The sequence below is a fragment of the Paraburkholderia sp. BL9I2N2 genome, assembly GCF_004339745.1.
Classification (GTDB): Bacteria; Pseudomonadota; Gammaproteobacteria; order Burkholderiales; family Burkholderiaceae; genus Paraburkholderia.
In genome coordinates this window covers 145,698-171,578 of record NZ_SMGP01000006.1, presented here as the reverse complement: position 1 = coordinate 171,578, position 25,881 = coordinate 145,698, and the positions used below count along the sequence as shown (strand labels likewise).

The 25,881-nt window shown below is 58.0% G+C and carries 20 protein-coding genes and 1 pseudogene; 13 read left to right on the top strand and 8 right to left on the bottom strand.

Features of this window, described 5'->3' with window-relative positions; translation table 11 throughout:
- The first annotated feature begins 2 nt into the window (after positions 1-2).
- The 12 genes from B0G74_RS44370 (at position 3) to B0G74_RS46330 (ending at position 12,971) form a co-directional block, all read left to right on the top strand.
- Positions 3-881: a xanthine dehydrogenase family protein subunit M gene (locus B0G74_RS44370; RefSeq protein ID WP_132384235.1), complete on the top strand. Its 879-nt coding sequence runs from the start codon at positions 3-5 to the stop codon at positions 879-881.
- A gap of 32 nt (positions 882-913) precedes the next feature.
- The gene (locus tag B0G74_RS44365) at positions 914-1,414 is read left to right on the top strand and encodes a (2Fe-2S)-binding protein (RefSeq protein ID WP_243658646.1); all 501 of its coding nucleotides are present in this window, start codon (positions 914-916) and stop codon (positions 1,412-1,414) included.
- A complete protein-coding gene (locus B0G74_RS44360; RefSeq protein WP_132384231.1) occupies positions 1,411-2,172 on the top strand; it encodes an N-acyl homoserine lactonase family protein in 762 nt (253 codons plus the stop codon). Before B0G74_RS44365 ends, B0G74_RS44360 begins: the two co-directional genes overlap by 4 nt.
- Positions 2,165-4,597 carry a xanthine dehydrogenase family protein molybdopterin-binding subunit gene (locus B0G74_RS44355; RefSeq protein WP_132384229.1) on the top strand — a complete coding sequence of 811 codons (2,433 nt, stop codon included), beginning with the start codon at positions 2,165-2,167 and terminating at the stop codon, positions 4,595-4,597. Before B0G74_RS44360 ends, B0G74_RS44355 begins: the two co-directional genes overlap by 8 nt.
- Positions 4,594-5,346: an SDR family oxidoreductase gene (locus tag B0G74_RS44350; protein ID WP_132384227.1), complete on the top strand. Its 753-nt coding sequence runs from the start codon at positions 4,594-4,596 to the stop codon at positions 5,344-5,346. Before B0G74_RS44355 ends, B0G74_RS44350 begins: the two co-directional genes overlap by 4 nt.
- Positions 5,347-5,425: 79 nt before the next feature.
- A complete protein-coding gene (locus B0G74_RS44345) occupies positions 5,426-7,012 on the top strand; it encodes a class I adenylate-forming enzyme family protein (RefSeq protein WP_132384225.1) in 1,587 nt (528 codons plus the stop codon).
- 18 nt (positions 7,013-7,030) lie between these two features.
- Positions 7,031-8,512: an NADP-dependent succinate-semialdehyde dehydrogenase gene (gabD, locus tag B0G74_RS44340; protein ID WP_132384223.1), complete on the top strand. Its 1,482-nt coding sequence runs from the start codon at positions 7,031-7,033 to the stop codon at positions 8,510-8,512.
- Positions 8,513-8,567: 55 nt separating this feature from the next.
- A complete protein-coding gene (locus B0G74_RS44335; protein WP_132384221.1) occupies positions 8,568-9,167 on the top strand; it encodes a chorismate lyase in 600 nt (199 codons plus the stop codon).
- A 191-nt stretch (positions 9,168-9,358) separates the two neighbouring features.
- Entirely contained in the window at positions 9,359-11,014 is a 1,656-nt protein-coding gene (locus B0G74_RS44330) for an MFS transporter (protein ID WP_132384219.1), read from the top strand.
- Positions 11,015-11,050: 36 nt separating this feature from the next.
- A complete protein-coding gene (locus tag B0G74_RS44325) occupies positions 11,051-11,578 on the top strand; it encodes a phenylacetic acid degradation protein PaaY (RefSeq protein ID WP_132384217.1) in 528 nt (175 codons plus the stop codon).
- Between the two features lie 83 nt (positions 11,579-11,661).
- Positions 11,662-12,453, top strand: coding sequence for a transposase (locus tag B0G74_RS46335; RefSeq protein WP_207915822.1), 792 nt, complete (start codon positions 11,662-11,664; stop codon positions 12,451-12,453).
- 2 nt (positions 12,454-12,455) lie between these two features.
- The gene (locus tag B0G74_RS46330; protein ID WP_207915820.1) at positions 12,456-12,971 is read left to right on the top strand and encodes a transposase; all 516 of its coding nucleotides are present in this window, start codon (positions 12,456-12,458) and stop codon (positions 12,969-12,971) included.
- A 522-nt stretch (positions 12,972-13,493) separates the two neighbouring features.
- Here the strand turns inward: B0G74_RS46330 and B0G74_RS44315 are convergent.
- The 7 genes from B0G74_RS44315 to B0G74_RS44285 form a co-directional block, all read right to left on the bottom strand.
- Positions 13,494-14,693, bottom strand: coding sequence for a porin (locus tag B0G74_RS44315; RefSeq protein WP_132384215.1), 1,200 nt, complete (start codon positions 14,691-14,693; stop codon positions 13,494-13,496).
- Positions 14,694-14,758: 65 nt separating this feature from the next.
- Complete coding sequence (locus tag B0G74_RS44310) at positions 14,759-16,204, bottom strand: MFS transporter (protein WP_132384433.1); 1,446 nt, start codon at positions 16,202-16,204, stop codon at positions 14,759-14,761.
- Between the two features lie 104 nt (positions 16,205-16,308).
- On the bottom strand, positions 16,309-16,833 hold the full coding sequence (locus B0G74_RS44305; protein ID WP_132384213.1) for a gamma carbonic anhydrase family protein: 525 nt from the start codon (positions 16,831-16,833) through the stop codon (positions 16,309-16,311).
- Positions 16,834-16,891: 58 nt separating this feature from the next.
- Complete coding sequence (locus B0G74_RS44300; protein WP_132384211.1) at positions 16,892-18,127, bottom strand: CaiB/BaiF CoA-transferase family protein; 1,236 nt, start codon at positions 18,125-18,127, stop codon at positions 16,892-16,894.
- A complete protein-coding gene (locus B0G74_RS44295; RefSeq protein WP_132384209.1) occupies positions 18,124-19,077 on the bottom strand; it encodes a hydroxymethylglutaryl-CoA lyase in 954 nt (317 codons plus the stop codon). The genes B0G74_RS44300 and B0G74_RS44295 overlap by 4 nt, the downstream gene beginning before the upstream one ends.
- A gap of 110 nt (positions 19,078-19,187) precedes the next feature.
- Complete coding sequence (locus tag B0G74_RS44290; protein ID WP_132384207.1) at positions 19,188-20,147, bottom strand: LysR substrate-binding domain-containing protein; 960 nt, start codon at positions 20,145-20,147, stop codon at positions 19,188-19,190.
- Positions 20,148-20,175: 28 nt separating this feature from the next.
- Positions 20,176-21,081, bottom strand: coding sequence for a LysR family transcriptional regulator (locus B0G74_RS44285; protein ID WP_132384205.1), 906 nt, complete (start codon positions 21,079-21,081; stop codon positions 20,176-20,178).
- A gap of 97 nt (positions 21,082-21,178) precedes the next feature.
- On the opposite strand from B0G74_RS44285, the gene B0G74_RS44280 reads away from it, so the two are divergent.
- Complete coding sequence (locus B0G74_RS44280) at positions 21,179-24,715, top strand: indolepyruvate ferredoxin oxidoreductase family protein (protein WP_132384203.1); 3,537 nt, start codon at positions 21,179-21,181, stop codon at positions 24,713-24,715.
- Between the two features lie 606 nt (positions 24,716-25,321).
- On the opposite strand, the pseudogene B0G74_RS47310 reads toward B0G74_RS44280, so the two are convergent.
- A pseudogene (locus tag B0G74_RS47310) lies at positions 25,322-25,573 on the bottom strand (DDE-type integrase/transposase/recombinase); the annotation flags it as partial.
- Positions 25,574-25,881: the final 308 nt, after the last annotated feature.

The window sequence follows — 25,881 nt, the reverse complement described above, 5'->3', positions numbered from 1 at the left end:
AGATGAAACCTACTCCTTTCGACTACTGCTGTCCTGACTCGATCGAGGAAGCCATCGAGGTGCTCGCGGCGAATGTCGACGACGCCAAATTGATGGCCGGCGGTCAGAGCCTGACGCCGATGCTGAATTTCAGGGTCGTTCGTCCAGCGCTCATCATCGACATCAGCAGGCTGCTCGAGCTCGAGTACGTGCGAGAGCGGGCAGATGGAGGGCTGACGATAGGCGCTCTGACACGTCACCGCGTGCTGGAAACCTCGGAACTGGTCGCCAGCCGGTTCCCGGTAATTCCAGAAACCATGCACAACGTTGCGCACCTTGCGATCCGTAACCGCGGCACGATCGGCGGGAGTCTGTCACACGCGGATCCGGCCGCGGAGCTGCCGATGCTGACCCGTCTGCTGGATGCAGTGATCGTTGCGCGTTCGGTCCGGGGAGAACGGGAGATACCGTCGGCCGATTTCTTTGTCGCACCGCTAACCACCGCACTGGATGACGACGAGATCGTCGTCCGGGTTGAGATGCCGGGATTGCCGGCGGGTATGGGGTGGTGCTTTCAGGAATTCTCGCGCCGCGCAGGCGACTTCGCGCTTGCCGCAGTTGGGATCCTGCTCGACGTGCAGGGTGGAACGATCAAGGAGGCCCGCGTTGCCATGATGGGTGTCGCCGATACGCCATTGCGACGTCCGGAGGCGGAGGCTGTGCTGGTCGGCAAGTCGTTGTCCGATCAGGTGGTGGCCGATGCTGTGCATGCGGCCTGTGACGGGCTGGAACCAGGTGTTGACCTGCACGCTTCGTCTGAATTCCGCCGCCATCTTGCCGGCGTGCTGATGGAGCGCGTGTTGAAGAAGGCGTGGCAACGCGCCACAGGAGACGCTCAATGACTAACACCGATATTCCTCTGCAGCCAGTCTGGATGATCGTCAACGGCGAAGTCCGCGAACGCCAGGTCGAGCCGCGCCTGTTGCTGTCGGACTTTCTGCGCCATACGTTGGGGCTGACTGGCACGCATGTCGGTTGCGAGCACGGCGTGTGTGGCGCATGCACTGTCATGGTTGATGGCGACAGTGTGCGCTCGTGCCTGATGCTGGCAGTCAGGGCCAACGGCTGCGACGTACGCACCGTCGAAAGTATGGGCACTGTCGATGCGCTGAGCCCGTTGCAGGAGGCGTTCCGGGAGCACCACGGATTGCAGTGCGGCTTCTGCACTCCGGGAATGCTGGCTACCTGCGCGGACGCGCTGCAGAAATACCCGCTCAGTAACGATGAGCAGATCCGCGACGCGCTGTCGGGAAACCTGTGCCGCTGTACGGGCTACCAGGGCATTGTCGAGGCCGTTCGAGTCTGCGTAACAGGGCGCAATGCGCTTCGGGACGCCGCCGGAAACGCGAAACCAGCCAAGGACGAGACGCCATGAAAATGCACATCCTGAACGGTGGCCGGCTGCGCATGCGAAAAAGCGTGTACCTGCCTGAGGCTGACCGCAGTGAGACGATCGACTTGCCCGTATCGTGCGTGTTGTTGCGCCATTCGCAAGGCAACGTATTGTTCGATACCGGATGTCATCCGGATACCGTCGAAAATGCTGAAGGCCGGTGGGGCGCGATGGCCAGGGCCATGAAGCCTATCGCCGGACCTGAAGACAATGTCGTCTCGGAACTGGCCAAGCTTGGGCTTACCCCAGAGAACATCGACGTGGTGGTCAACTCGCATCTCCATTCCGATCACTGCGGTTGCAACGCCTTCTTCAAACGTGCGAGCTTTTTTTGCCATTACAAGGAACTGGAGGCTGCGCAGGGGCCGGACGCCGTGCAGAAAGGCTACATTCCCGCCGATTGGCAAACTCCAATGCCAACCGAGGCGATTCAGGGCGAGCGGGATCTGTTTGGCGACGGCCGGCTGTTGCTGCTGCCGTTGCCGGGCCACACCCCCGGAACCCTCGGAGCGCTTGCAACGCTAAGCCGTGACGGAACCTTCCTGATGGCGGCCGACGCGATCGCATTGAGAGACAACCTCGACCGCGAGATCATGCCGCGCAACACCTGGGATCCAGATGCCGCGATGAACTCGTTGCAGGAAGTCAAGCGCATCGAAAAATCCGGCGCGAAAGTCATATTCGGACACGATCCTGTCCAATGGACGGAACTGCGCAAAGGGGAAGACGCGTATGAGTGACCATCACGTCCGCGCGGGCCAACACGTGGTCCCAGATGCCGACGTTCGCGAGCGCCAAGGTCACACGCTCGTTGGACAGCCGGTGCGTCGGGTCGAAGACGCCAGACTGCTCACAGGTCTTGGCCGATATGTCGACGACCGTCCGGCGGGTCACGCGTTGCATCTGGCTATCGTGCGAAGCGATCAACCCCATGCCCGCATCGTGGCGATATGCACCGAGGCCGCGCGCGCCATGCCGGGCGTGTACGGGGTGTACACGTGGTCGGATGTTGCGGGTCTCGTCAAGGCGGCGGTTGCCACGTCGCGGATGAGCGGCTATCAACCCACGCCCATTTATGCACTTGCTAACGGCAAGGTCCATTTCGTCGGCGAACCCGTGGTCGCTGTCCTGGCTGAAAGCCGCTACCTGGCCGAAGACGCGCGGGACGCGATCGAGGTGGAATATGAGCCGTTGCCCGTTGCCACCGACGCGGAAGCCGCCGTGCTGCCCAATGCCCCCATTCTGCATGAGGGCTTCGCAAGCAACGTTCTGGTTGAACGTACTTTCGTTCGAGGCGAAATAGATGAGGCGTTTCTGAGCCCACCGGTTCGGGTCGCCGGCAGATTTCGCTTCCATCGCAAGGCCCCATCGGCGATGGAGCCGCGGTGCTACATGGCCGAAGTCGACGCCGGCCGCGATGCCCTCACTTTGTACACTTCGAGCCAGGTGCCGGGCATCATCCGCGATGCAATGGCTGACCTGCTGAACATGCCGGGAAACCGTCTGACGGTTATTGCGCCGGACGTAGGGGGAGGGTTCGGCGGAAAGACGTCTCTATACCAGGAAGAGATGCTGGTGTGCACACTTGCGCGCAAGACCGGCCGCGCCGTTAAATGGACTGGAGACCGGCTTGAGGATCTCCTGTCTACAAGCCAGGCATTCGATGAACTGGTCGTCGCTGAACTCGCGGTCGACGTCGACGGAAAAATTCTCGGCCTGCGGGCCGAGGTGATCGGCGATGTGGGAGCGTATTCGATCTACCCGTGGACGTGTGGAATTGAGCCGGTTCAGGTCATCAGTTTTCTTCCTGGGCCGTATCGGGTCCCGGCCTATTTCGGACATGTACGGGGCGTGACAACGCCGAAATCGCCCACCGGTCCATATCGCGGAGTGGGCAGACCCACGTCCACGTTCGCCATGGAGCGCCTCATGGACATGGCCGCCGCGCGCCTCGGACTCGATCCTGCAGAAATGCGTCGCCGCAATCTGGTTCGGCCTGAAGAGTTTCCCTATCGGACCCCGGTCGGAATCGTGTGGGATCAATCTGCGTTCATGGAAGGCCTCGAAGGTGCTGGCGAGCGCTTCGGCTACAAACAGGCGCGTGAAGCTCAAGCAAGGGCGCGCGCTGAGGGACGTTGGATAGGCATTGGAATCGCCTGTTATGCCGAGCTTTCCGGGATCGGATCGCGCATCTCCGCATCGCCAGGGATGCCTATCAACACAGGGACCGACACCTGCGTCATCCAGCTTGACTCTACCGGCGCGATCACGGCGTCATTTGGTTGTGCCTCGCACGGACAGGGGCATGAGACCACGCTCGGGCAGGTCCTTGCTGACGAGCTTGGCGCTCGCCTGGAAGATCTACGCGTCGTCACGGGCAACAGTGCGGCGGTCCCCCACGGTACAGGCAGCTACGCGAGCCGCACTGCCGTGATCAGCGGTGGTGCGGGAATACTCGCGGCGCGCGAGCTTCGCGAACGCATGCTTCGCGTGGCCAGCCACCTCCTGGACGCGCCGGTAGAGAGCCTCGAGATCGTCGACAGTGTGATTCGAGTACGTCTGGGGGAATCGCAACTCACGTTTCCGGATCTCGCCCGGGCCCTTTACTCACAGATGGGAAGAGTGCCCGCCGACGTACGGGAAGAGATGTGCGTCACCCGGGTTTATGACCCCGTCGTCGGCACGACCAGTTCGGCGACGCATATGGTGCAGGTGGAGGTCGATCCGAAGACCTACGCGGTACACATCCAGCGCTATGTGATTGCCGAAGATTGCGGTCGCATCATCAACCCACTCATCGTCGCAGGGCAGACGCGCGGCGCTGTCGCGCAAGGGGTTGGCGCGGCACTGCTGGAGGAGATCGTCTACGACGCGGATGGACAACTGCTTACCGCCAGCATGGTCGACTATCTGCTGCCCTCAGCTCCTGAAGTCCCGGAGGTGGAGATGGTTCACCTTCATACAGAAGCGCCTAACACGCTGGGTGGTTTCCGGGGAATGGGCGAGGGCGGCACTATCGGTTCACCCGCGGCAATCGCGAATGCAGTAGCCGATGCGCTTTCGCCACTCGGAATTGAGGTCTGCGAACTTCCAATCACGCCGGAACGTATCTTCCAGCTAATCCATTCATCATCGCCAGAGCAGAAAAAGGAGTTATTCATATGAAGTTCGAACTAGACGGCAAGGTCGCGCTGATCACCGGTGGCGCCCGTGATGTAGGCCGAGAAATCGCCATCGGGTTGGCCGCTGAAGGCGCGAGCGTAGTGATCAACTATCATGGTTCCAAGGCCAACGCAGAATCGGTGGTGGCGGAAATCCGGGAGAACGGTGGGCGCGCGCTCGCAATCGGCTGCGACATTTCCGACCGCGCGGCGGTAGATGCGATGGTTGCCCAGACTGTCGCCGAATTCGGCGCACTCAACATTCTCGTGAATAACGCCGGCCTCGTGATTCGCAAGCGTTTCTCGGACAGCACTCCAGATGAGTGGCGCAAGCAGATCGACGTCTGCCTGTATGGCACATTGAATTGCACTCACGCGGCGCTGCCGCACCTTGAAGCGCAGAAAGGAAGCGGTCGCATCATCTGCGTCATGGGTGACTCTTCGCGGGTTGGAGAGTCGGGTCTTGCGATCGGGGCTGCGGCACGTGCGGCCAATATCGCGTTGATGAAATCGATTGCCCGTGAAACGCGATCCGGAACGACCGCGAACTCCCTTGCGCTCGGCCTCATCGAGACAGCGCATGACCCGGAGTTCCTCGAAGCGAACCGCGAGAAACTGACGAAACTCTATCCGTTGCGTCGACTTGGCCAGCCCGGTGATGTCGCGCCAATGGCGGTTCTGCTGGCGTCCGATAAGGGTAGCTGGATTACCGGCCAGGTGATCAGCATCAGCGGCGGTTTCAGCATGGTCTGATGCGGGCCAAGGATGTAGGGAAGCAGGTGGATGGTGCCGGCCGCAACGGTTACGGTCGCCGTCGCTCAAGGAGACAGCAATGATTCAGACGGAACTCATCGCGCCGGTGCATGAACTGCTCAAGCGGCACGCCGCCACGCAGCCTGACAAGGTGTCGTTTCAGGACGAAAGGTCCTCGCTTACTTATGTCCAACTCGAGGAAGCCACCGCGCGTCTCGCCGCGCATTTCGAGGCGTCTGGCGTCCAACCGGGGGACCGGGTAGCGATACTGCTGCCCAATTCGGTCGAATGGGTCGTCAGCTGCCTTGCGTGCGTGCGCGCAGGTGGAATCGCTGTGCCGATCAGCCACGAAGCTACTGGGCCCGAGATTGAATATCGACTCACTGACGCGTCATGCTCGGCCGTTGTGGCCAGCGATGCGCGCGAGAGCGAGGTGCGCCAGATAGGCGCAACGATCCCATTGCTCAAGGAATATGTGACCGTTCAATGGGCGTCAGCGCCAGTGGTGGGAACAGACTACGCACGGATCGTGCAGGAAAAAGGGCAGCGCGCTCCGCTGGATCCCGATACGCTGGACTTGCCGGCATTTGTCGTTTATACGTCCGGCACGACGGGGAAGGCCAAGGGCGTGCTCCTTTCTACGCGCAGCATGCTTTGGGTGACCGCCGCATGCTGGGCACCGATTGCCGGCCTTAATGCGAACGATCGCGTCCTGAGTTGCCTCCCGCTTTATCATTCGTATGCTCTGAATTTCGCAGTACTTAGTGTACTGGCGGTTGGTGCAACCGAGTACCTGATGGAAAAGTACTCGTCGAGGGAAATCCCGAAACTCCTGGCGGAAGGGAATTTCTCGATCATGCCGGGTGTTCCGACGATGTTTCACTATCTGCTTGAAGGTTCGAAGTCGACGGGCATGACCGCCTTGCCGGGTCTTCGCCTGTGTGTTTCGGCCGGTGCCATTCTGCCGGCGGCGACCAACCGCGATTTTGAGGAGCGCTTTGGCGTCAAGCTGCTGGACGGCTATGGGATCACCGAAACTTCGACGATGGTGACCATGAACTGGCCCAGTGGTTCCAGACCTTACGGTTCGTGCGGTTTGCCGATTCCAGGCGTCGCTGCGCGCATTGTGGAGCCTATCGGTATGCGGGACGTCGGCGTGGGGGAAGAGGGTGAACTGCTCGTTCGCGGTCCCAACGTGATGAAGGGGTACCTGAACAAGCCCGCCGAAACCGACGCCGCCCTGAAGAACGGCTGGTATCACACGGGGGACCTGGCGCGCTTTGATGCTTCGGGCTACCTCACGATCACCGGACGGCTCAAAGAGGTGATTATCCGTGGCGGCCAGAATATCTCTCCAGCCGAGATCGAAGAACTCGTGTCGGCGTTCGACGGCGTGCTGGACTGTGCCGTGACCGGCATCGCACATCCGCATCTGGGCGAAGTGCCAGTGGTTTTCGTTGTCGAACGTGTCGTCGGATCGATCGAGGTTGAGGCATTGCTTGCGCATTGCCGGACCCAGTTGTCCGCATACAAGGTGCCGCACGCGATCCACGTTGTTGATGAGATTCCGCGCACGGGCTCCGGCAAGGTGATGCGTTTCAAACTGCGCGAGGGCCTGGAATTGATTGAGGCCGTCACGCCGCCTCTCGCCAAAGATAAATCTTGATAGAAGGATGAACAGACCATGTCTAATTCCAGATTTCCTGTCTCCGTCCCGCTGAAGGACGCAAGCCTTGTCAGGAACACGTGTCTGATTGCCGGCGAGTGGTGTGAAGCCGATAGCAGAGCGACAATCGACGTTAGCAACCCGGCGACCGGTCGGTCGCTTGGCACAGTGCCACGCATGGGCGCAGACGAAACCCGGCGGGCTATCGCCGCTGCTGATGAAGCGTTGAAGGAATGGAGTGCGCGGACGGGCAAGGAGCGTGGTGCAATTCTTCGCCGCTGGTATGAGCTGCTGCTTGCGAACCAGGAAGATCTTGCGGTCATCATGACCGCGGAGCAGGGCAAACCGCTTGCCGAGAGCCGCGGAGAGATTGCGTATGCCGCATCGTTTCTCGAATGGTTTGGCGAGGAGGCCAAGCGCCTCTACGGCGATACCATCCCCGGGCATGGCCGCGACAAGCGCATTGTGGTTCTACGGCAGCCAATTGGCGTGTGCGCGGCGATCACGCCATGGAATTTCCCGGCAGCAATGCTTACGCGCAAGATCGGTCCCGCACTGGCGGCAGGCTGCACCATGGTAATCAAACCGGCCAGTCAGACACCGTTCTCGGCGCTTGCGCTGTGTGTCCTTGCCGAACGCGCGGGAGTGCCACAAGGCGTCATCTCTTGCCTGACCGGTTCTGCAACGGCGATCGGTGGGGAAATGACGGCCAACCCTACCGTTCGGAAGCTGTCGTTTACGGGGTCGACGGAAGTTGGAAAGCTGCTGCTCGCGCAGTGCGCCTCCACTGTGAAAAAGGCGTCAATGGAACTGGGCGGCAATGCGCCTTTCATCGTGTTCGACGATGCAGACCTGGATGCGGCAGTTAAAGGGGCGATTGCATCGAAGTACCGCAATGCCGGGCAAACCTGCGTATGCGCCAACCGTCTGCTGGTTCAGGACGGAGTATACGACGCTTTCGTTGAAAAGCTTGCAACGGAGGTCAGGAAGCTAAATGTCGGGGACGGACTGGATCAGACGACACTGATCGGCCCTCTCATCGATGACAAAGCCGTAGCAAAGGTGCATGAGCATGTGACCGACGCGGTCGCGAAGGGCGCCCGTGTGGTTGTAGGCGGGAAACACCACGAGCGAGGCGGCAATTTCTATCAGCCGACAATACTCGCGGACGCGACGCACGACATGCAGATCTTCCGCGAGGAAACCTTTGGGCCGGTCGCACCGATATTTCGCTTCAGGACGGACGAAGAGGCGATCGCACTCGCGAACGACACGGAATTTGGGCTTGCTTCGTACTTTTACGGGCGCGACGTCGGCCGGGTCTGGAAGGTGGCGGAGGCGTTGGAGTACGGCATTGTCGGAATTAACGAGGGGTTGATTTCTACTGAGGTGGCGCCGTTCGGTGGCGTCAAGGAAAGCGGTCTTGGTCGCGAAGGATCCAGGTACGGCATCGAAGACTATACCGAACTCAAATATCTCTGTATGGGGGGCATTGCCTGAAGCGGACGAAGGTGTAGGAGTAGGGGCAGTCGCACACAAACTTTAGGAATGTTGAATGCGTGCATTGACAGCCGTACCTCGCGGTAGGCGATGGCGCCCGGCGCTACCATCCACAGTGCCGCGCTCATGGGCGCAATGGCTCCGCCGGCCGGGTTCGCTTACGCGAGCGCTACAGACATTGGGTCACGTTGAGGTTCGGGTTGGTCTGCAAGGGATCGTGTGTCTGCCCCCTCGTTTCGCTGCACCGCTGACTGGAAGCGTGATTGCCGCAAACAAAAATCTGAGAGTTGCAGCCGACGATGTTTCCTGCTGGGTGCGGGATATTACCCTCGCCGTCGACGGTGAAGCGGTGATTGCGGCGCGTAGCGTCGTATCGGCCTGTGAGAGTCGCGGGGCGTGGAAGTCGATTCGGACACTGCAGGCCCGGCCCCTGGCGAACCTTCTCTATCACGACCCGGCAGTCAGTCGCTCGGTATTTTCGTATGGCTCCTTTTCGCTGTTTGAAACGCCGTTCGTCGATCGTAACCTCGTAGACGTCCGCTCTGCGATCGCGAACGCATGGTCACGCTCCTCGGTCTTCTGCCGCCGCGGTGCTCCGCTTGTCCTCACGGAGATATTTTTGCCGAAATTGTGGACGCTCATTGAGCGGGAATAGTACAGCGCCTTATGAAAGCTTGAATCGACCTGAAACGTTAAGCACGTTCGCAGGTGGTGTTTAAAAAAAAGTCCGCATATCTAGGTGAAAACGTTGATGATGTCGCTCCTTGCGATATGTGCGTTCAGTTCGTATAGTCTGGTAATGCAAGTAACTATAAATAGACTTTTCAAGGTTAATGGAGATAAACCATGTCGGTCACAAATCAGGCATTGCCTGTCGCGCGCATGTCTCAGGACGAGCGGCTCGTCGTTTTCGCGTCATCGCTCGGGACAGTGTTCGAGTGGTATGACTTCTTTCTCGCCGGATCGCTCGCCGTCTTCATTAGCAAGAGTGTCTTCGCCGGGGTTAACCCAACGGCTGCGTTCATCTTCACGTTGTTGAGTTTTGCCGCGGGTTTCGCCGTTCGCCCGTTTGGTGCAATCGTATTCGGGCGGCTTGGCGATCTCGTGGGTCGGAAATATACGTTTCTGGTAACGATCCTTCTGATGGGCGCCTCTACATTCTTCATTGGATTGCTGCCGGGATTTGCGACGATTGGTATCGCATCACCCATCCTCTTCATTGGCATGCGCATGCTGCAAGGCCTCGCACTTGGCGGTGAATATGGCGGCGCCGCTACTTATGTATCTGAGCATGCGCCAGCCGACCGGAGAGGGGCATGGACAGCGTGGATTCAGATGACGGCGACGCTTGGGCTCTTCCTGTCTCTAGTTGTCATCCTGGGTGTGAGAACTTCCACTGGGGAAAGCGCATTTTCAGACTGGGGATGGCGCGTTCCGTTCCTGCTGTCAATCGTGCTGCTAGGGATATCCGTGTGGATCCGGTTGAAGTTGCATGAGTCGCCCGCGTTCGTAAAAATGAAAGCGGAAGGAAAAGCCTCGAAGGCGCCCGTGACCGAAGCCTTTGGGCAGTGGAAAAACCTGAAGCTGGTGCTTGTGGTGCTCTTCGGGTTGACGGCCGGTCAGGCGGTAGTGTGGTACACAGGCCAGTTTTACACGCTGTTTTTTCTCACCCAGACGCTGAAGCTGGACGGGCCGATCGCCAATATTGTGCTGGCGATCGCCCTTGTCATCTCTACGCCTTTTTACCTGGTTTTTGGTTCTCTATCTGACCGGGTCGGCCGTAAGCCCATTATCCTGGCGGGCTTTGTTCTGGCTGCCGCAACGTATTTCCCGCTCTTCAAAGGCCTGACCCACTACATCAACCCTGCACTCGAGGCAGCGCAGGTGAGTTCGCCCATTGTGGTGAAAGCGGATCCAGGCGAATGTTCATTCCAGTTCAATCCGGTAGGGACGGCCAGCTTCACCAGTTCGTGCGACGTAGCAAAGGGCGCGCTATCGAAGGCGGGATTGAGCTACCAGAACGAAGCGGCCCCCTCAGGTGCGGCAGCGACCGTTACCATCGGACGGACCACAATCGCAGCGTATAACGCGAAGGCTCCTGACGCGAAGGCACAGCAAACCCAGTTCGAGAGCAGTTTGAGGTCGACTCTTAAGTCTGCCGGCTATCCGCTCAAGGCCGATCCGTCGTTGATGAACATGCCCATGGCTATTCTGTTTCTGGCGATCCTGATGATCTACGGAACAATGGTATATGGTCCGATTGCGGCAATGCTGGTCGAGTACTTTCCTACGCGGATACGATACACATCGATGTCTTTGCCCTATCACATCGGTAATGGCTGGTTCGGCGGGTTTCTACCAGCATCGGCCTTCGCGATTGTCGCAGCGCAGGGAAACATTTACTCCGGGCTCTGGTATCCAATTGTGATTGCCGTTGCATCGTTTTTGGTGGGACTTGTACTTGTTCGCGAAACGCGTGGAGTCGACATCAACGCTGGTTGAACCGCGCCGATCGCGCTTGTCCTGAAGAGGAGGACCATGCCCATCTACGAATATCAGGGAAACGCACCCTGTATCGATCCGACAGCCTTCATCCATCCGCTGGCATGCGTGATAGGTGACGTGACGATTGGTCCACATTGCTACATCGGTCCGTTTGCTTCGATCCGCGGAGATTTTGGGTCAATCTCCATTGGGGACGGAAGTAATGTACAAGATAGCTGTTCATTGCACGTGGGGCATGGCAAGCGATGCGAACTCGGCAAGGACTCTCACGTCGGGCACGGCGCGGTGGTTCACGGAGCGATCCTCATGCCGAACACTTTGATTGGCATGAAGGCGGTCGTCATGGATGACGTCCTGGTCGAAGCATCGGCCATCGTAGCGGCATGCGCTTTCGTCAAGTCCGGCTGGCTCGTGCCTGCGAAGAGCCTCGTGGCCGGGATCCCGGCACGGGTGATTCGGCAATTGACGGAAGACGAGTTGCTTGGAAAGATCGAAGCTACGCGAAAATATCAGCAGCTGGCGGTAGCCTGCCGCGAGTCGCTGAGGCAAGTCGACCTTTAACCTGGACTTTAGACATTCAGCACCCCGATGAGGGGCGCTGGAAAATGGTTCGGAGTCAGAAACAAACTTGACATGGATAGGTAATGAGAATCATTTTCGGTTCTCTTGCGATAGCCATGTCACTGTCGAAACGCACTGAGTTTTACCTGGGCGAATGGATCAACGTTTTGCTTACCGCCGTGCCGCTTCGCTCGCAAACCAGCTTCCTCGAGCTGCTGTGCGGGTGCATGATTTCGCCCGAAGGATGGGTGAGCCGCGCGATCTCGGCCATTGGGTGTACGCGCCACTGGACGGCGTATTTCAAGCTTCTGGAACGTGGCACCTGGCGTACGGTGCCACTCGCGCGAGCGCTGCTGAGACTGGTGCTTGCCGTCTTGCCCAGCGGCACGCTCACCATGGTCCTGGACGATACGCTGATCATGCGCTGCTCGAAGAGGGCGCCCGGCGTCGCCTGGCGACGCGAGCACAGCGGCAAGACCAACCGGCCCAAACACGTCTGGGCGCAATGCATCGTGACGCTGGGTGTGAGCGTGCTGGGCAACGGGGGCGTCGGCATGGTGCTGCCGATCCTCTCGCGACTGGTTCCGCAAACGGGCAACACCAACAAGCTCAAGATTGCGCTGGCGCTTGTGCGTGCGCTCTCGGTTGTGACGCAGCGGCCCGTACGTGTGCTGTTCGACTCCTGGTTCATGCGCGCGCGTCTGGTCCTGCCATTTGTTGCGTCGGAACATGCACGTCATCGGCCAGGCGCGTATCGATACCGCGCTGTTTCTGCCGCCCGTACGATCCGGTGTGCCCGGGCGTGGACGCCCGCGCATCTATGGCGAGCGTCTGAGCGCCGAGGCCAATCGAAGCACTGCCCGCAACCGAATTGACGATGAAGCTCTATGGCAAGGAGCAGCGCGTGCGCCTGCGTTCGATCATCGCCGTGGCCCGCTTCCTCAAGGGCACGACGGTGCGCGCCGTCTGGTGGCAGTTCTACAACGACAAGCGGCAGGAATGGACAAAGCGACGCCTGATCCTGGCTTCCGAAGTGAATCTGGAAGCACAAACCATCGTTCAGCTTTACGCGCGCCGCTGGGGCATAGAACCGCTCTTTCACAATCTCAAGCGTTGGTGGGGATTCAACAATCTCTGGCAGCAGACGCGCACCGTACTCGAACTCTGGATGCAGATTCGTTCGTGCGCCTGGACGCTCATGCAGTTGCTCAGCCTGGCGATTGCCGAGGACTTCCCCATGCGCGAAATTGCGCCATGGAGAATCGGTCAGCCCGTCACCGCTGGCCTGGTCGCTCAATGGCTGCGTCGGGAATTTACCGGACTTGCCTCCCACACTCCCGCCCACGGGAAGTCCCGGAAATTCCAGAGGCCCGAAGCGCGTCATGCCCCTTGAATTACCAGTCGATGCCGCTGCTGCGGCCCCGCATGCTCGCTTCATCGCCAATTCAGTCTCATTCGCTGCCTCGCCACCGCTGCTCACATGTGGTCGGCGACGGGCGTTCGGGTGTCTAAAGTCCAGTATCTCCGGGAGTCTTCGTTTTAATGTCTCACGCGTAGATGGTAATGTGGGATACGCAGCGCGAAAAGTGACGCGTTTGACGGCTAGCTTGAATCCGGGTCACCAATGGTTAGCGCCGGTGCCCAGGCCGTGAGACGACCCGGGAGCGGCCTTGCGCGTGGGCTACCAGACAGCTATCGGCTCATGACGTGGGCGTCTGGGTGTTCGCAGCAGCGGGATGGCCGGGGACTGGGCAATCAACTCAATGGTTTCGGACCAACGACTCTACCAACTGTAGTAACGTTCATGATGACGCTCCCTCCGATCAGGTGGTGTTACGACACCGACCACTTTGGCACATTGATGCCGTTTCGGGTGGGGGCGTCGATTCCATTAGTTGTGTCCCAGTCGGGCCGGTTAGAACTTGTGTCGGATGCCAATGCGCAAAGCTGTCTGGCGGTCACTGGTCGATGCGGTCAGGCCGTTGATGGCAGCAACCGCCGGTTTGTTTGTCGAATCAGTTCCGGATGCTTTTTGCAGAACCCCAATGAAATACACATCGGTGCGTTTGGAGAGTAAATAGTCGGCGCCAATCGAACCCTGATGGTAGGTCGCGCCAGGGTTGGGACCTGCTGTCGTTGCTGTGCTGCCGCCTTTGGTGTAATCATATGCAATACCCAGCAGGAGTGCTGGAGTTACCTGATATCGGAAATTCACTTCTGCGTTGTTGAAGTCGGCCGCTCCTTTGTAATGACTCGGATTCGGTCCTGAAGTAGCGGTGTCGCCTAACCCGGCAAACTGAGTGTAGGAGTATGTTGCTCCAACTGTTGCAGATCCGATTGTATACGCGGCCCCGGCTCCGAAAACCTGATAGGTGTGCGCGGACATGAATCCACTGATAACGGGCGTAGTCGAATTTGCCGTGGCGGAAGTCAGTGTCGTCGATGAGCTGCTTCCAAAGAAACCGACGTTCGCGTTACGAACGTTCAGATACCCCACGCCAGCGGTAAGTCCGGCGCCGGCGTAGCTTGCACCCAGAGACCAAACCTGATTCTGCGTAATGTTTCCCGCAATGCCACCGAGACTATATAGTCCGCCAAAAGTAACGCCTGCAATGTTCGGACTTGTGTACTTGATGGCGTTATTGGTTCGCTGACCATTGTTGAAATTGTCGATATCGCCAGGATGCGCGCCAATATAGCCGGCCCACTGGTGACTGATAGCCATCGGAGAAGCATAGTCCACCACCGAGTCATATTGCCGGCCCAAGGTGACTGTCCCGAATTTGGAGCTGGACAGACCTACGTTTGCCTGCCGTCCGAACAGCAAGCCTCCCTGGCTCAAGCGGCCGTTATTGACGTCGAATCCGTTCTCAAGAATGAAGATTGCCTTGAGGCCAGAACCTAGGTCCTCGGTTCCCCTAAATCCAAACCGGCTTCCTTGAAGCACTCCGCTTGACAGGTTGTAAAGCTGTTTCCCGCCAGTAGGCGTGGCTACGTTGCTTGTGTAATTGAATCCTTCGTCGATTACCCCGTAGAGGGTGACACTGCTCTGGGCGTGTGCCGCTACGTTAAACAAAGACGAACCCACGATCCCGATCGTAATAGCTTTCTTCATTATTGCCTCCGTTAGTTATACTTATTGTGTTAACAAAATGTCCACGCATATCCGGTTGCGTGTGACTATCTTGAAAGTTCTTCGAGCCCGACATTGCGAGTGCGCGGACCCAGGATACCGATTGAAAGCATGACAACCGCCATGGCACCGGCGATAAAAACGAAGACGCCGCTCACACCGAAGTGCTTGAGTATGTCTGCGATCACAAAGGCTGAAAAAATTGCGGACAGCCGGCTCCAGGAATAGACGAAACCAACTGCCCGTGCGCGAATCCTGGTTGGATACAACTCGGTCTGATAAGCGTGGTAGGTGTAAGAGATAATGTTTCCGGAAAGCGTGAGACACACTCCCATGGCCACCAATAGCGATGTGTCGCGGAATTGACTGAACAGCAAGCCGCATACAACGTTGACTACGCTCATAAAAACAATGACCGTCTTTCGCTCAAAGCGGTCCGCGATCAGCAGTCCAATCAGTGGGCCGATCGGCGCGGCGAGTGCAATGATGCTGGAATACATCAGGCTGTGCGTAACCGTGATTCCCTGTTTCATTAGCAAGGTGGGGACCCAGCTAGCGAACCCGTAGTAACCGATGGTTTGAGAGACGTGGAACAATATCAACATCACAGTTCGCTTGCCAAAGGGTTTGGCCCACATATCGCGAAAGCTGGCGCGCAGCGAGACCGGCCCCGGTTCGGCAGGAGGTGGGAGAGCCCGGCCGTACTCCCGTTCGACTTTCGATTCCAGTCCCTTAAGGATCGCGTCGGCGTCGGCCAACCGTCCTTTTTGGGCGAGCCAGCGTGGGCTTTCGGGGAGAGACAATCGGATCCACCACACAAATATTGCGCCTTGCGCTCCAAGTAAAACGACCCATCGCCACCCCTCGAGTCCGAGAAACGACTGGGGGACGAGCAGATAGGATAGAAACGCGGCCACGGGTACCGCTGAAAATCCGATCGCTTGCGATGTCGCGAACGCGCGCCCCCGGATTTGCTTAGGAACGAGTTCCGAGATGTACGCACCGATCGTTATCAGTTCGACACCCAAACCTATGCCCGCGAGAAAGCGCCAGAGATTCAGGCCCAGCGCTGTGTTCTGGAAAGCCATTACGGTGTTTGCGAGGACGTAGCCAAGAAGCGCGTATGTGAAGACGGCGCGACGCCCAAACTTGTCAGCAAGGAACCCACACGTGAGAGTTCCGAGAAACAGGCCGGAGAACAATGCCGCAATGAAACTGGCGATGCCTGATGTCCCGAAAAGACCGTGGGTAGTCTGCGTGAGAACACCGCTCTTGACGAGGCCCGGGGCGATATAGCCGGTGTACATGAGGTCGTAGATCTCGAAAAACATTCCGAGGCTCAGCATGATGACCATCTTCCAAACCGTCTTCGTGGGGGGAAGCCGATCGAGTCTCGCACCAATGCGCCCCACAGATAGATTGTCCCTATCCTCAAGCCGGTCACGTTCCCTTGTTGTATCGCGCGACGATATCTCATCGTCGGGATAGCTCATCGCCCTGGACAGTTTCAATTTTTGTCTCCTTGATTTGATATAAAGCTGACTCTGATAGGTGTACTACCCCCGAGAACTGGCCGGCTCAAACTGCGGACGTATCCCTATCCAATCCTACTTAGCGTCTGCTTGTACTCTTTTCCCTTGTCGGCGTACGCCGCTGCATTTGCGGCAATGTTCCTAATCTCCTCGGCCGTTAGTTCTCTCGCAACCTTCGCGGGTGCGCCGATAATCAATACATTGTCGGGAAACACCTTGCCTTCGGTGACAAGTGCGCCAGCACCGACCAGGCTGTTCTTTCCGACCACCGCACCATTGAGCACGACCGCCTGGATTCCCACCAGGCTTCCGGACCCAATCGTGCAGCCGTGCAGCATGGCCTGGTGACCAACGCTTACGTTATCCTCAACTACGAGCGGAAAACCCGGGTCGGCGTGAAGAACGGCCCCCTCTTGAACGTTGGTGTTCTCGCCGACGAAAATTGGCTCGTTATCGCCTCGCAATACGGCGTTAGTCCAGATACTGGCGCCCGGGCTGATGGTCACCTGACCAATAACAGTTGAACCTTCTGCGACAAAGGCGGATTCCGCGATGGCGGGAAGAAGCTCACCCAAGCGTAAAATTGACATGAATAGTCCTTTTTCTTGCAACGACAGGCGTGAACCGGTCGGGAAATGGATGCCGGCGCTACCTTGCGTCGACGGCGTTGTCGGGAGTCTTCAATGGTCCAATGCGCGAGATGTCGCTGATCTGCTGAGACGTGTAACCGAGTGACTCAAGTACTTCCCGAGTATGTTGGCCGATGGAGGCAATGGGTAAGCGAGGCTGTAGCCGGGCACCGCCTATGGACAGCGGCAATAGTGGCATTTCGGTTTCCGATCCGTCATCCAGTTGTAGCTTTGCGAGCCCCCCACTGGCCTTGAGATGTGGATCATCGAACAATTCTTCGGGACGCGTAATGTTCGCGAACGGCACGTTATTCGACTCAAAAGCCGTGGCGAGTTTCGATGGACTGAGGGTTCGGAGGGTCTCCGCGAGAGTCGGGATAATCCATTCCCGCGCGTGCACGCGGTCGTTATTCGATTGCAGCCGGACATCTCCCAGCAGATCCTGCCGGTCGGTAATATTGCATAGTGCTGCCCATTGTGCGTCACCAGTGGCGGCGATGAACATCTGATCCCCGTCGGCCAACTCGAACACGTCATAAACAGCCCACGCGTTAATGCGCTCTGGCATTGGCGCGGCAGGCTGCCCTGTCACAACATACTGTTGCATGTGCTGCGCGGAAAGCAGCACACAGTTCTCGAACAAGGCCGATTGGACCTCTTTGCCCTTGCCGGTTGTCTTGCGGTCATACAGCGCAGCCAACACGCCGATCGCCCCGAACATGCCGCCCATAATGTCATTGACTGAGCTGCCGGCTCGAAGCGGACGCCCTACCGGGCCGGTCATGTAAGCCAGGCCGGCCATCATTTGTACTACTTCGTCGAGGGCGAGTCGCTTGTCATACGGGCCGCTCAGAAAACCCTTATGGGAAACATAGACGAGGGCGGGGTTGCGCTTGCTAAGGGCGTCATAGTCGAGCCCGAGCTCCTTCATCCTCCCGGGCTTGAAGTTTTCGACGAAGACATCTGCGGTCTCAATAAGTTTCAACAACGCTTCAAGCCCGCTGGCGCTGCCAAGGTCGAGGGCGACGCTTTTTTTGTTCCGGTTGAACGTTCGAAAGAAGCCAGCGCCGGCTCCGAGAAGACGGCGGGTGTTGTCGCCCTTCGGAGGCTCAACCTTGATTACTTCCGCTCCAAGGTCGCCAAGGACCATGCCGCATGTCGGGCCCATAACCATGTGTGAGAGCTCGACCACGCGGATGCCTGCAAGGGGCAGTCCCGACGCAGAGGCATGATGTTCAGGCTTTAGACTACTCATGATTGCACTCCGTGCGAGCTCAGTTGCGGTGGAACAGAGCCCTCAAGAATTCCCTCACGGGCGATATAACCGTAGAGTGGGGCGTCAGGTACCGCGCGCTTCAAAATGTCGCGACTTTCCACGAGTCTCTGAAGATCAATGCCAGTCTCGAAACCCATGCTTTGCAACATGTAGACGAGGTCTTCGGTTGCGACGTTACCGGTTGCGCCTGGAGCGTTCGGGCAACCTCCCAGCCCGGCGAGCGATGAGTCGAACTCCCGAATGCCATGGTCCAGCGCGACCACCGTATTTGCGAGAGCCATCCCCCGCGTGTCATGAAAGTGAAGGCTGGTGACCTTACCCTCGATTACAGAAGAGAGAAGTTGGAGGAGACGGCCAACATGCCGAGGCGTGGCGTGGCCTGTGGTATCTCCGAGCGCGATGACGTCAGCACCGGCATCAAGCGCCTTAAGAACGATTCTGCATACGTCCTGTTCCGGGACGTATCCCTGAAAGGAACATCCGAAGACTGTTGAGAGGCCGGCGACCACGGCTGTTTCCGCCCATGCCAACTCGCTGTCCCGGAGTTCGCGTATTCGCTGAAACTCCTCGAGCATTGCATCGGGCGTCTTGCGGACGTTGGCAAGGCTATGCTGCTCACTGATCGAGATTGGCGCGACGACGCGATGTACGCCGGCTTTCAGAGCGTTCTCGGCACCCCTTACATTTGGCACAAGCGCCGTAACGCGAAGTCCCGGCAGTGTCAGCGCGTGTGCAACGACCTGCTCGGCGTCCGCCATTTGAGGAAGGAGCCTCGGCGGGACGAAGGACGCGACCTCGATGTGTCGGATGCCGGCGTTGTAGGCAGCATCGATCCATGCCTTCTTGGCTTCCGTCGGCATGATTTGGGGAATGCTTTGTAGGCCATCCCGAAGCCCCACTTCCTGCACGACTACTTTCTTACTTGTCATGTTGCAACCCTCTGCTCATGCGATGAGACCCGAGAGTGCCGGTTTCAACGGTGTACAACAATCTGCGTGGTGCGATGGCGTCCATCGTCGATCGCGATGGCTCCAAGACCTCACGGGACGGGGGGTAGAGGGCGTACGGGCAATCCCTGTAAGGGTAAATTGGGGGGGCGTGAACTGGACGAATCGGAACTCATGATGTGGTTGAAGAAGCGACGGGCCGCAACCGACAATCTGTCAACGTGCTGCACACATACCACGAATTGCCTGGTCGCCCAGTCATCGGATAGCGGTATCGTGCAAATATCATACGTCTGGCGATACCTTGCAACCGCCTCAATTGGAAGTACGGCGAGCCCGAGGTTTAGCTGGATGAGACGGAGCGCTGCGTCGAACGTCGAGACGTTGGCGCGGTATCGGAGCGGGCGGTCGTGCTCGGAGGCGACACGCTTCATTAACGAGTTGAGAGCTGCGTTCACGGACAGGCCGATTTGCTCGTACTTGAAGGTATCAGGGAACGAAAGTATGGACATACCAGAAAGAGGGTGGTCCTTGTGTACCACGACGCCAAAGTGATCATCGCGGAACGGTAGCATCTGCACTTCTGTGCCTCCTACAAAGTCGCGACAAATGCCAATGTCTGCGATACCGTCGGCAACGCCCCGCACGATCTCAGTACTAACCCGCTCGTCCAGAACGACGCCAATTTTCTCGTTCGACTGCAAGAAGGACGCAATCAAGTCGGGAACAAATTCCACAATGGACGAGACGTTTGCCATCACACGCACAAGGCCTCGAACGCCAGTCGAAAATTCGCTGAGATCTGCCTGAAGGACCTCCACGCTATGCATGAGGTGCCGGGCATGACGTAAGAGTATCTCGCCGGCGGCCGTGGGGCTCACTCCGCGCGCGCGCCGTGAGAGCAGTGGGGTACCCAGCAACTGCTCCATGTCCGCAATACGCTTGCTCACAGCTGCCGCCGCGATGGCTTCCCGCTCGCTTGCGCGCGCAATACTGCCCTCCTCACATATTGCGACGAATAGCCTCAGTGACGTTGGGTCCGGTTGCCACATCGGTGTCTCCTTAGAAGCGGGGAATATATTAGTTTTGGCGGGTATAGCCGAGGAAATCGATGAATGCACGGGCGGCGGGCGATGGGGGCGAATTTTTGCGCCACAACATACCAACGTCCATCTGTGGGATGGTGTTCGCCACGTCACGCGCCTCAATCCGTTTTCCTTCGAGTGACCATGGCCGAAATACCATTTCGGAAAGAATGGTCACCCCGAATCCATGTGAAACAAGTCCACGGAGCGCCTCAACCGAGCCCGTGCGGAGGATGACATTGGGGGTCAACCGTTCCTTTTTCCAGTATCGCATAGACGACTGTTCGCCTTCATCAACTGTCAGCATGATGTACGGATGCTCTGCAATGTCGCGGAGCGAAGGGTTTTGCGATTGCGCAAGCGGATGTGATGGCGCCACCCATAGCTTACGTTGCGAGCGGATCAGGCTGCGGTGCTCGAAGCGGCCGATTTCAGTCAGATTGGACAGCAGCGCAACTCCGATATCAATCTTCCCCGACAGAACGGCCTGCTCCAGTGTGAGACGGTCAAGATCTTGCAATTCGAAATGAATCTGTGGATAACTGGCCCTGAATCTCGCCAGTATTTCCGGGAGGAAGTACCCCATCACTGTATATGACGCGCCGATGCGTACCGTTCCCTGCGTGTCGCGTGTTCTGGAGCGCGACTTATGCAACGCGTCGCTGAGGGTGTCGATCACGTGCCGCGCGTGATAGTAGAAGTCGTGGCCTTCCAGTGTCAGGGATACTCCATGGGGCAGCCGGTCAAAGAGACGGGTGCGTAAGACGTCTTCGAGTGCAGATACGGCGAGCGTGATCGCGGATTGCGATACGTGTTCACTGGCCGCTGCCATCGAGAATTGGCCGCTCTCAGCAGCAGCCACAAAGTAGCGCAACTGACGCATCGTAATATCTTTCGACATTTGAAATTCTCATATCGGTGTTTCGAATTTGAAATTTTACAATACCTCGAGCCGTTCATATACTCTCGCAAACTATCCAATTAGCGGAGACGGCACGATGGAGTCGTGTGTTCAGAAAGCTGTTCAGACCGGCGGCAGCCTCGCGGCGGCGGTCTCGCTTGATGACAAGTACATCAAGCTACAAGGCCGTGTGTACATGACGGGCACCCAGGCACTCGTGCGGATGCTGCTGGCCCAGAAGTCACGGGACCAAGCCCTCGGGTTGAATACGGGCGGGTTTGTCTCTGGATATCGCGGGTCTCCGCTTGGTGCAGTTGACCAGGAATTGTGGAAGGCAAAGAAGCATCTTGCTTCCCATAACATCACGTTTGTGCCTGGACTGAACGAAGAACTGGCTGCGACCTCCGTCTGGGGGAGCCAGATGGTCAACCTCGACCCCAATGCGACGGTTGATGGGGTTTTTTCGCTTTGGTACGGAAAAGGTCCCGGCGTTGACCGCAGTGGTGACGTGTTCAAGCATGGAAACATCGCCGGCACGTCAAAGCACGGTGGCGTCCTTGTAATTGCGGGTGACGATCACAGCTGCAAGTCGTCGAGTCTGCCCCATCAAAGCGAGCACGCGTTTATTGCAGCTATGATGCCCGTGATGAATCCGTCAGGAGTACGCGAGTTCCTTGAGTTCGGCCTCCATGGTTGGGCGATGTCGCGCTATTCAGGATGTTGGATCGGTTTCAAGACAGTCTCAGATACGATTGAGACATCGGCGTCTGTCGATATCGATCCGAAATCAGTCGATATTCGTATCCCAGATAGCTATCCTGTACCGCCTGACGGGTTTTCCCTGCGTTGGCCCGACGCGCCGCTTGAGCAGGAAAACCGGCTCCAGCGAGAGCGCCTGTATGCGCTACTCGAATACGTTCGGTTGAACGGGCTCAACCGGCAGATATGGAGCGCACCGGACGCGCGTTTTGGGATTGTCACTACCGGCAAAAGCTATCTTGACACACGGGAAGCATTGGCGCTCCTCGGACTTGACGAGGGGGCCGCATGTCAGTTGGGGATCCGCCTGCTAAAGATTGGAGTGTCATGGCCGCTCGAACCACAGGGCGTACGCCATTTTGCACAAGGGCTCTCGGAGATTCTCGTAGTCGAGGAGAAGCGGCAGATCATCGAATATCAGCTCAAGGAGCAACTGTATAACGAGCCAGCATATTCGCGCCCGCGAGTCGTTGGCAAGTACAGTGAGACCGGGGAGTGGGTGCAGGTACCGAAAACCGGAATCCTGCTTTCACCCAATGGCGAACTGAATGCTTCAACAATCGCTGCAACGATTGCTGCTCGCCTGTCACGTCTTTTCAATGAAAGTGAGTTGCCGCCCGGCGTGCGTGCCTACCTGGTGCGCGACAGCTCGAACGTGGATCGTCCGAAATTTGACCCGTCGCTTCCCCAGCGCGTGCCTTATTTTTGCTCCGGATGTCCTCACAACACTTCCACGAAGGTCCCGGAAGGTAGTCGTGCAGTTGCCGGAATCGGTTGCCATTTCATGGCAATGTGGATGGACCGAAGTACTGAGACGTTCACGCAGATGGGCGGAGAGGGCGCCACGTGGATCGGTCAGGCCCCGTTCACGTCGACGCGCCATATTTTTGCGAACCTTGGTGACGGGACGTACATGCATTCCGGATCGCTGGCGATCCGGGCGGCGATCGCAGCAGGTACCAACATTACCTACAAGATTCTCTATAACGACGCCGTCGCAATGACCGGTGGTCAACCTGTGGAGGGCAGTCCCACCGTTCTTCAGATAGTTCATCAGGTGGCTGCGGAGGGCGTGAAGGAGGTGCACCTTGTAAGCGACGAGCCGGAGCAATTTGCTGGGGCCGCGCTCCCCAGGGGAACCCGCGTGCTGCACCGGGACAGCATGGACGTGCTGCAGCGCGAGCTTCGTGAAGTTCAGGGTGTAACGGTTATCGTGTACGCGCAAACATGTGCGGCAGAAAAGAGACGCAGAAGAAAACAAAAGAAGCTGGTGGACCCTGCACGGCGGGTCGTAATCAACCAGGAGGTGTGTGAGGGTTGCGGAGATTGCGGCGTTCAGTCGAACTGCGTATCGATCATGCCTATCGAGACCGAACTGGGACGTAAGCGAACGATTGACCAGAACTCCTGCAACAAGGACCTATCCTGCGTTAAGGGATTCTGTCCCAGCTTCGTTACGGTGGAGGGAGGGCGACTGCGAAAGGCAAACAAGGCCGATCTGGCCGTTCCAACGAATCTGCCGCAGCCAGAAATCGCTCAGTGGATTCGTCCTTACAACATAGTTGTAACTGGCGTCGGAGGCACCGGTGTGATCACAGTTGGCGCCCTGATGGGGATGGCCGCGCATATTGAGGGCAAAGGTGTTCTTGTCCTCGACATGGCGGGCATGGCGCAGAAAGGCGGTGCTGTCATGTCGCATGTGCGCATTGCCGAGACTCCGGACGAACTGCATGCTGCCCGTGTGGCGGCGCGCGAAGCTGATCTAATTCTTGGATGCGACATGATGGTAGCGGCCGGTAAGGACGCTTTAACCTTGAGCAATCCGGACCGCACAGTTGCGATCATGAATACGGACGTCGCACCGACCGGCAGCTTTGCACGCGATCCGCAGTGGCAGGCCGCGCCGGACGGGCTGCTTGCGCAAGTCAAGGACCATACGCTGTCTGTCGATGCGATAGAGGCGTCCCGCATTGCGACGGCACTCATGGGCGACGCGGTGGCGACAAATGTATTCATGCTTGGATATGCCTGGCAGAAAGGCCTCGTTCCGCTTACGGAGAACTCGCTGTTGCAGGCAATCGAACTGAACGGCGCTGCAGTCGCGATGAACAAAGCGGCGTTTTCCTGGGGACGCCAAGCTGCTCTCAATCTTGCCTCCACGCGTGCTGTGGCCGGGTTTGAGAAGGCCATTGCGGTGGCAATGCCTCCTCGGCGGCAAACGCTAGAAAACATTATCTCCGATCGAACGGCCCGGCTCACGGCATATCAGAACGCGCGTTACGCGCGTCGCTATGAGCGGTTCGTCGGCGAAATTGCTGCGCTGGAAGCTAACCGCGTGCATGGAGATAACTTCTCTCGTGAAGTAGCGATAAGCCTCTACAAGCTGATGGCTTACAAGGATGAATACGAAGTGGCGCGTCTTTACACGGCGACAGATTTTATCGTGCGGCTGAAGCACCAGTTTGAAGGCGATTTCAAACTGAATTTTCATTTGGCGCCCCCTTTACTGGCGAGAAAAGATAGCGAAGGTCATGCCGTGAAAAGGCAGTACGGCCCCTGGGTGCTGACAGCGTTCAAAGTACTTGCCAAAGCGAGATTTCTCAGGGGTACACCGGTAGACCCTTTCGGACATACGATCGAGCGCCGACGAGAGCGTGCTGCCATCGCCGAGTTCGAGGAACTAATGCGCGAAGTCGCAAAATCTCTCAAGACCGACGGACTGAAAACGGCATTGGAGCTGGCAAGGCTGCCGCAGACAGTCAGGGGTTTTGGCCACGTAAAGGAACGCCACGCCGACTCTGCGGCGGCGAAGGCACGTGCCCTTAGGTCGAGCAACGCGGCCGGACGTTCGGGGCTGAGCAGGGAGGCGGCCTGATCCTGAGAACGTAACTAGCTAAGCAGAGTTTGATCTCGTTGAATTGAATTTCGGACTCGCTATATTGCCAATGGAAGCAATACGACGATGTTAGCCATCAGCTTTCGCTGATTCCGCTCACCGGACGCATGGGCGAGTCAGAGCGTCGTGGTCTGCAACCGCCGCGAAGATCAGCATCCCGTAGCCGCGAGCAGATTTCTGCCGCATCTCCGTGAGTCTTCTACGAGTCCAGACTTACCCTGACAGGGATTGCCACGAGGTCGTAATATCCTTATTCAGCATGCTCTTCCAGCCGTCGTGCATGACGATGGTTGCCATCGCGGCCTAAGTATTGTGTCCAGGCCTGTGCCTCTGCAACATCCAGGAAAGACTGCGAGCTAGGGCGCAAGATGACTGAGTGGGAAAAAGGAATAGCTTGCGGGATCTTGTTTCTGGCAGATTGGCAACTTGGCTCGCTAGTAGCGCGCCCAAGAGCTACCACTACATGGATAGATGCTGCGATGCACAAGAGGTGGTTTATCGCGATCATCGAAGGCCTTGCGCTCGAGCACATAGCTACTAATTGCGAATGGGGTACGATGCTTGCCCATTTCGGACACTTCCTCATCAACGGCATAGGTGTCCGTTTCCGCACCCAAGCCGGATGGGAAGCAGCGCTCGTTGGGAATTGCGGCTCTGGTGCAAATAGGCGGTATGTTCGAGTATTCCTATAGATCCGGATACCGTATTAAGCCGACAGCATTGCAGCAACTCGATGCCTGAAATCGTGGTCGCGGCGCTCCTGAACCGTTCGAAGCCGAGAATCACGTTCGTTCGGGACTTGAGGTTGCGATGGGCCTGCTCGATCAGGTTATTCAGCCCGTCACTTTGGCCGCGAATTGCTCATTCTGTGTATTCGCTGGTGTTGAATGCGGGGCTGCCGTCTAGCCGTTGCGACGCTAAAGAAGTCTGGCTGGGATTGCGAAATGACGGCGCGGGACGTCTCGACTAGCCCGCGTAAGACGTCGGACGACTGGCCACCAAGCGAACCGATCGCTCGGAACGGGCAGATCGCCGGAGGAACACGTGCGTCCTAACCGAAAAGTGAGCGGGTAAACCGCGAGTCCATTGATGCACCAACATGTTTGTCTCGCGCATCGATGGTGCACCAAGATGCATTAGTCGAC